The following is a 1006-nucleotide window of genomic DNA, read 5'->3' as shown; positions in this document are numbered from 1 at the left end:
GCCGCAAGACATGCCGAAAGGCTCGCCCTTTGGCCCAAACTTGCGCGCCCTCGTCATCTACCTGCGCTTCACCCAAGGCATCGCCTTCGAGCGCCTGGCTACTCTCCTGTCCGATCTCCTCGGTCTCGCCATCAGCGAGGGCGCGCTCGTCAACATCCTCGACGCGGCAAAGGACGCCTTCGCCAAGGCGACTGCGGCGATCCGCGCGAAGCTCCTCGATGGTACGATCCTGCAATCCGACGAGACCGGCCTGCGGGTCGGCAAGCAGAACTGGTGGCTGTGGGTTTTCCACCATGACGACAGCGCCCTTTTCGTCGCCGCGCCCTCCCGCGCCAAGAAAGTGGTGGAGGATTTCCTTGGCGACTTCCGGCCCGATTTCTGGGTGTCGGACCGCTATGGCGGGCAAATGGGCTGGGCGAGCGGGAATAATCAGGTCTGCCTCGCCCATCTCATCCGCGACGTGCAATATGCCATCGACGCCGGCGACGACATCTTCGCGCCCGAGCTTCGGCATCTGCTGGGCCGCGGCTGCCGGATCGGGCGGCGAAGAGAAAGGCTCGCCGACGCGACTTTGAAAACCTATGCCGCGCGGCTCAACGCCCGTCTCGACGAACTCATGCGCCTTTCGCCGGCCCATGAGGCTGGCGTCAAGCTCCAACGCATGATCAAGAGGACGCGGCAATATCTCTTCGTCTTCGTGACGAACCGCGACGTTCCGGCGACCAACAACGGTTCCGAACGCGCATTGCGGCCCTGCGCCGTGTTCCGCAAAATCACCAATGGCTTCCGCACCGAGTGGGGAGCTAAGCTCTACGCCGACATCCGCTCTGTCGTCGAAACCGCCCGCCGCCGTTCCATCGGAGCCCTCGAAGCAATCCGTCTCACCCTCGCCGGAGCGCCTCTGGTGCAGTCAACATAGCCGCCGGAAGGTGAGCAATTACCCTCGCTCTATGTGGCGTTTCCTGCCGCCGAGGCGCGCCGACTCGTCGAGTGGTTCGAATGGCAC

Annotated in this window: 1 protein-coding gene; it reads left to right on the top strand. The window is 63.9% G+C overall.

Annotated features, from left to right (window positions below):
• Positions 1-919, top strand: a 919-nt coding sequence (gene tnpC / locus ACREXZ_RS30910; protein ID WP_431767924.1) for an IS66 family transposase, incomplete at its 5' end; no start/stop codon positions are given.
• Positions 920-1006 lie beyond the last annotated feature (87 nt).

Origin of the sequence: Paraburkholderia sp. (genome assembly GCF_050742655.1) — a bacterium.
GTDB lineage: Bacteria > Pseudomonadota > Gammaproteobacteria > Burkholderiales > Burkholderiaceae > Paraburkholderia.
The sequence above is the reverse complement of the archived record's forward strand: the minus strand, read 5'-3'. Positions and strand labels throughout refer to the sequence as shown.